Source organism: Streptococcus sp. DD13 (assembly GCF_001578875.1).
Classification (GTDB): Bacteria; Bacillota; Bacilli; order Lactobacillales; family Streptococcaceae; genus Streptococcus.
In genome coordinates this window covers 234,580-241,694 of record NZ_KQ969506.1, presented here as the reverse complement: position 1 = coordinate 241,694, position 7,115 = coordinate 234,580, and the positions used below count along the sequence as shown (strand labels likewise).

Here is a 7,115-nt window from a genome sequence, read left to right as displayed (position 1 = left end):
TATAGGGCCATCTGACCACGGTAACGTTCGGCTAATGCTTCCGGATGACGGTAATGGTCCGTTTTATAATCAAAAAGAACAATCCGATCTTCCAATACTATATAACCGTCTATAATCCCCCGGATGACATAGGCTTCCTTAGAGATCGGATCTGTCTCGAGCATGGCAAAGGGCGCTTCTCGATAGACCTTCTCATGCTCCTGCTGAATGAGTTGTCCGAGCTCTTCCCACTCGAAAAAGGCTGCAATCTTATCTAGCTTGACTTGATTTTTGACTTCTTCTGGAGCATCTACAGCCGCTAAGGCTGCTTCTAAATCAAATAGATTTACTTCTTCTGATAGGGGAACGCGTTGGAGGAGTTCGTGGGTGGCGGCTCCAACGGCAGCACCTGTGACCTGAGGTTTAGCTCCTAAAATTGGTAATGTGAAGGTTTTGTTCTCCTGGGCACGGTCAGGTCGTACCCCATCTAAAACAACGCCTTCTGTCTCAAGAACCGGTTCATAGTACTTTTTAACCTGGCTAGGTGTGCGAACAGAAGGTAGATCAATCGCCGTCTGATACTTCTGATTCAGCTGATCAACCGCCTCCAATCGCTTGAGAGCATCAGCTATGTCTTGGCTTTGACGATTGTTGGCCTGGTCTTTCGCTCTCTCTTGGGGAATGAGATCCTGAGGGAGAGCTTCTTCTAGCGTGAGGTCTTGGTCGCTGACAAACCGAATCTGATACTGACAGTCATTTTCTGAAAAAGCTTGACCAACCGCTACAAACCAATCCTGGAAAGAACTATAATTCTCACGTTCCTTGAGGGATATGCGACCTTCAGAATGCTTAGGAGAAGGGGCGTTCATCAGTTTTTCTTTCCGACCTTTTCCGATGATATAGAGCCGCTTCTCTGCCCGGGTCATCGCCACATAAAGCAGTCTCATCTGTTCGGAAAGATAGGCACGACGCTCCAGATCACGCAAGATACGATAGGTGACCGTTTCCATTTCAACAGGTACTTGCTTTAGATGGCTTTCAGGCAATGCTTCTTTAAGATCTGCTATATAAGTCGCGCCAATCCCTTGGTCCCGATTAAGGATCACAGGAGAGGATAAGTCTTGACGATTGAATTTCTTATCCGCATGGAGGATAAAGACATAGGGGAATTCTAGTCCCTTACTACTGTGAATCGTCATTAACGAGACCGCATTTTCAGGAGGAGCCACCGTGACATTAGCCAGGTCATGCTGGCTGGCTAAAATCTTGTCAATCATGGCGATAAAGCGTGTCAAGCCTTTGAAGCCTGTTCGTTCAAACTGTTCTGCCCGTTGTGCTAAGGCAGACAGATTTGCTTGCCTTTGGGCTGCATTTGGTAGAAGCCCCACTGCATCATAGTAAAATCGATCCTGGTAAATGGTCCAAATCAATTCAAAGAGACTGACTTTCTTTGCTAGATCACGCCAACGTTGAAAAGTTGTTTCAAATTGTGACAATTTTTCTCGAAAATTCGCAGAGATGAGAGCTGGTTGACTCCCTTGGCCCGAAAGGGCCAGTTGGATTTTTTGATAAAACCGTAACTTAATCGTCTTATGGGCTTTTTGATCTTCCCTAGTCTCTTGCAAGGCAATCCGAGCTAACTCATCTTCATCAAAGGCAAACATACTGGACTTAAGAAGAGCTACGAGAGCGTAATCTTGCAAAGGGTTGTCTAAACTACGTAAGGTATCCAGCATCACCATCACTTCCACCGACTGGAGATAAGAGGCCGCTCCTCCATCAACCACCAAGGGGATTCCTAGACGGTCAAAGGCTCGGATAATCCAGTCATTGCGCGTACGACTAGGAACTAAAAGGGTAATGTCTGAAAAAGAAACTCCGTCCTCCCGGACCAACCTCAGAATTTCCTGAGCTACCAATCTAACCTGACCTGGGTCAAGAAGGCTTGTTTCATCATCATTTGTTGCAACATCAGATGGATCGGACTGACTATCATCATAGATCAATACCTGTGTCTGATGTTCCGGGTGGACTTCCTTTTGTTTTGGACTCCCAGCTACCAACTCATGAATTCCGTCATAGACGATATCCCCGATTTCCTCATCCATCAGATGACGAAAGAGTCCGTTGGTACTGTCTAAAACTTCTGACTGGCTTCTAAAATTTTCTTTCAGCAAAATCAAGTGCCCAGCCTGGGGATTGGTTTGAAATGTCTTGAATGTTTGGTTAAAAATCTGAGGGTCTGCCTGACGAAATCGATAGATGGACTGCTTCATATCGCCAACCATAAAACGGTTATGGCCATTGGAGAGGAGTTCCAACATTTTTTCCTGAGTATGGTTGTTGTCCTGGTACTCATCGACCATCACTTCGACATAACGCTCTCTAAATAGTTGGCGAATTTCTGCCTGATTTTCTAAAATTTCAATCGCAAAATGACTGATATCTGAAAATTCAAAAGCTCCTTCTTGACGTTTTTCTGTCAGATAACATTTGGAAAAGGCTAGGACAAAGTCTTGCAACAACCTCAAATAGGGTAGCAGTTGATCTTGATAGCGGATGACCACTCCTAGCTCAAACATAGTTTGCTGGATAGATTTCAATCCAGCTACTAAGTTTTTCCGCTCTTCATTAAACTCTTCTTTAAAGGACTTAAGGGACTCATCTTCTTTGGGAGACTTCCGAGCAACTAGGGCCTGACCACGTGAGCTTGTCGCCACTTGTACAGTTCTTGCAAGCAGATCTTCTACCGCTTTTTGATCGGACACTGCTGTGAGGGACGACAGGATCTCTAGGATGGTTTCGACATTGCTGATATAAGCTGGATTCTTCCCCCCTTGGTAAGCAAGTTGAGCATCTTCAGCATGATGCAACAGAAAGCTCCGAAAGTCAATTAGACTGTCACGCGCATCTATTGTCAACTGGGACAAATACTTTTCTTGATCCTTTTGATCCAAGACACCCTTTAAAAAAGTTTCCTGCATCCATTGAGCTGGAGCAGCGGTAGACTGACTAAAGTTATAAATCGTAAATACAAGCTCGCGGAAAGCCGATGGTTCCTTACGTCCTTGGTTAAAATTCGCTACCATGCGTTGAAAGGTCTCTCCATCTGCTCCAGCGATATACGATTCAAAGCAGGCATCAAAGGCTCGTCGCCGTACCAGTTCCTGCTCACTCGCATCTGCCATAATGCGAAAATGAGGTGGTATCCCTATCGTGTAACCGTACCGGTTGACAAACTTTTGCGTAAAAGCATCCATCGTCCCAATATCTGCCGTCTGAAGAAGATTGATCTGCTGATGAAGAAATTGGCGGAGAGACTGGTCTTCGGTCAATTGGACCGCCTGGTGGAGTTTTTTCTCCAGACGCTCCTTTAGTTCACGCGCCGCCTTCACGGTAAAGGTCGAGATAAAGAGCTGATCTATCGAAACTCCTCGCATCACCATATCTACGATCCGCTCCACCATGACAAAGGTTTTTCCAGATCCTGCAGACGCAGACACTAGGATGTTATTCCCATGACGATAGATGGCTTCAATTTGCTCAGGTGTTCGCTTTTGAACCTTGTCCGATTGGGCTTCTTGCTCTTTTAGCGCTGCAATCTCTTCCTTATTCAAAAATGGTTTAAGACTCATGCTTCAACTCCTCTCCAATACGGGCGATATAATCATTATTTTTTTGCCCCCTCTTACTGTTTAGCTTTACAAAAGGTCTAGCCTGAGCGAGATGCAAGTCAGCCTCAAAATGGGTAATGGCTTTCAACTGGTCGCCTTGGACAGATCGACCATCCTCAGTATAAGGGTTGATCATAAAATGACCAGACCGAATCACTCGATTGGCTTCTTCTAGCAGGTGACGATTATAGGACACCAGTTGTTGCATGTCCTCAAGAGCAAAACTCGTGCTAGGCGAGATACTATACGGGCCCTCGCTCAACTGACTCGCTGTTTCTTTAAGAAAAACGCCCTGATAAGTCAAGCTCTTTTTCAAAAGTTCATGGGCATCATCCAATGTTTTCAATTCCTTGAGCTTGACCTGAGGAGCCTGCATCTGTAAATACATGGCACCAAAAATCTTCTTCAAGTCTAGACCTTGCGCTAGTAAGGCCTGGATATAGGTGATCAACTGAGGGCTCATTCCATTGTAAAAACGCTCTATATCAAATATTTGTCGACTGGATTTATAATCAACGATCCCTGTCAAACCGGAATTTTCCATCCGGTCAATCCGGTCAATCATCCCCTGTAGCTCCAATTCTTTACTCAGCTTAATATGAAACGGTGCCTCTTCAATCTGCGGGGTCACCAAAGAATCATCCGCCAAGACCTGACCCGTCGCACGTGCGATCATTTCCAAGCGTGCTAAACTATACCGAGCCTGACCATCTAAACGAAAGGCACTCGCGAATTCGGCTTCTCCATTGGTCTCCCGAATAGCCGTCTCTAGTTTGTCATCAAACGATCGATCCGTCCGATCCCCTAAGGTTCTCTCAAAGACTCGGTGTAAATAAGTTCCATACTGGCGATGATCTGGATGAATACTCGCTGGTTCCTGTAAGCCCAATACATACTGTAAATAATACTTGTATTGATTATTATAAAAGCTGGTTACGGCAGATGCGGACAAGAGTAAGGGTTTGTCTTTGGGAAAACGCAAGGCGGTCACTTCGGGTGTCAACGGCCTGGTTGTCAACCGTCTCTCAAATCCCGGCAAGCGCAATCCTTTCTCTTCCAAATAACGACTAAGGTACCTTCTAGCAACTGTCCAGAAGGTCCGACGATCCTCACTCACTTCTTGGTCCACCTCTAACTGATGATAGGTGATCAGCCGCGATAAAAGGGACTTGGCATTTCCAATATCACTTGCTTCCAGACGATTGGGTGAGATCGTTTTAGCTTGCATCGGGATGCCCCATCCTACCAGATGTTGGACATAAGGTGACAGCATCAACTCGGACTCCCCATCAAATCGCGGTTGGCTGATAATCAGTCGCTCACGTGCAGCGTTCAATAAAGACAAGGCCGTATATAGATTTTTCTGGGTATTCTCCTGACTAACCAGATCCAATCGTTTGCCATCATCTGTCGTTTCGTTGATGATCTGGCGCTCCTCATCCGAAAGCAAACTGTCATTTTCTGCAATTTTGGGGAAATACTGGCGGGACATTCCCACAGCATAAACCAAACGATTCTGATGGGGCTGAACTAGGTCATATGAGCGTACAGACACGACATCAACCGTCGCCGGTACCGTCCGGTAATCAGCTGTTAACAAGGCCGTACTCAGGATATCCAGCAAGTCTTCTACTGATAAATCAACACTGGCAAACAGTCGATGAGCCTGTTCTAAGATACTAGAGAAAACTTTCCAAACTTCCTCATGTCGCTCGACTGATTGTGCCAGATCTTCCTCCACCATCTTTTGGAAACGCTCTGCTAAAGAAACTGCTTCAAAGAAAGCCATCAAAGTGGACATAGCCTGTCGTCCATTCCCTCCCTTTGCTCCTTTTCGGAGGGCAAGCATCGGCGCCATGACTTCTTTGCGTAAGGCATTTAACACTTCTAGATCATACGCTCCCGACCGACTGGCTGTAAAGGGGGTGAAAAAAGCATCCCCCTGGATGTCCGCATAGCGAAGATAGTCATCCAACTGATCGAGTTGGTCCTCGCGAATGTCTCCATAAAGGCCAGACTTCAACAGATTCACCACATCTTCTTGACGGAAATGATAGTGGAGGGTACGAGCTAGGCTCTCCACAAAATGAACCAAAGGATGACTAGCCATGGACTCAGCTCGCGCTAAATTAAACGGAATGTCATACTTGCGAAACACTTTCCCCAAAGGTAAACGGTAGGCCTCAACATCACCTAAGAGAACAGTGATATCCTTGTAACGGTAGCCCTCAAAAAGCTTCTCACGAATACTTGTCGCAATGACTTCTAACTCTTCTTCGAGGCTAGGCATGGTCCAAAGCTGAATCGCCTCACGGTCCGCATCATCCAAACGAACATCTGTTTGGCTAAAATCATAGGCCGCTTCAAATAAACGAGTTATTTTTTCAAAGGAGCTAGGACCATTCAGTTGATGATCAGCTTCTACGTAAGTCGGTGATACCTGAAAACGGAAGGAAAGATCCCGCATAAAAGCAATACTGGCTTGATACACATTCCCATCTGCATAGGGTGTCTTCCAAGCCCGCTGACTCATATAACCCCCTATGATGACTTCTGCTCCCTTTTCCACCATGAGAGAAAGCAGGGCATCTTCTTCAGCCGAGAAGCGTGTAAAACCATCAATCACTACTGTCACCTTCTGCAGAGTCTGGTCCATATCTCCGCGTCGAAGAGCCGCCTGCATCAGTCCCAATTGACTGATTTGGCCATAAGCTTCCTCCGCCAAAATAGTCTCTACACGATCAAAAATCAACTGAAAATCAGCCTGCTTCTCCTGAGGATTGAGCCCTGTTAAATCAGCGACCGTCATCTGTGATCTTTGTAACTCTTGATAGAGACTAACCAGCTGGGAAATGAATCCTGGTTCCAAGCGTAACCGTCCAAAAACCTGTAAATCACTGTCTTTTAGCTGACTGAGGGCCCTGTAAAAGACCATAGACAAGCCTCGCTCATCCAAGTTTTCCAGTGTTTGGACCTCATCTAAGACAAAATAACGTGCCATCTGAGAAAAGCGCGTCACAGTAATGGCAAAAGAAGCTCTTTGAGGCAGGAGCGATAGTACGGTTCGCTCTTTCTCAAAGGACAAAGAGTTGGGGGCAATATAAAAGACCCGTCGTCCTTGGTCCGCAGCTCCCTGGGCACGCTGAGCTAAAATTTCTGTTAAATTCTGTTTGACATCTGTATATAAGAGTTCCAATCCCATTCTTCTCTCCACCCATCACATGATTTCTTCCTAGCATTTTCAAGGACTGAGCAACAGACCGATCGTGCTTGAAAGCCAAGTAAAAACTACCCCTATTATACCATTTATAGTTAAAAGTCCGGATGGAAAATGAGCTAGACTAGAGATGATTTTAAAAAACAAGAGAAGAATGTGGGACAGAAATCGCTCATTCGTTAGAATGCGATTTCGTCACCCCACCTCCTCACAGTTGAGTCGGGTTGTAGAAGCGGATAAAATCA

The 7,115-nt window shown here is 45.7% G+C and carries 2 protein-coding genes; both read right to left on the bottom strand.

Annotated features, from left to right (window positions below; translation table 11 throughout):
- Nucleotides 1–3,614, bottom strand: a 3,614-nt coding sequence (gene addA, locus STRDD13_RS01120; RefSeq protein ID WP_082781153.1) for a helicase-exonuclease AddAB subunit AddA, incomplete at its 3' end; no start/stop codon positions are given.
- Nucleotides 3,604–6,855 carry an ATP-dependent nuclease subunit B gene (gene rexB, locus STRDD13_RS01115; protein WP_067100750.1) on the bottom strand — a complete coding sequence of 1,084 codons (3,252 nt, stop codon included), beginning with the start codon at nt 6,853–6,855 and terminating at the stop codon, nt 3,604–3,606. The genes addA and rexB, both read right to left, overlap by 11 nt.
- Nucleotides 6,856–7,115 lie beyond the last annotated feature (260 nt).

Coding starts and splice junctions, on each gene's coding strand:
- rexB (WP_067100750.1), bottom strand. CDS start 6,855: ATGGGATTGGAACTCTTATATACAGATGTCAAACAGAATTTAACAGAA.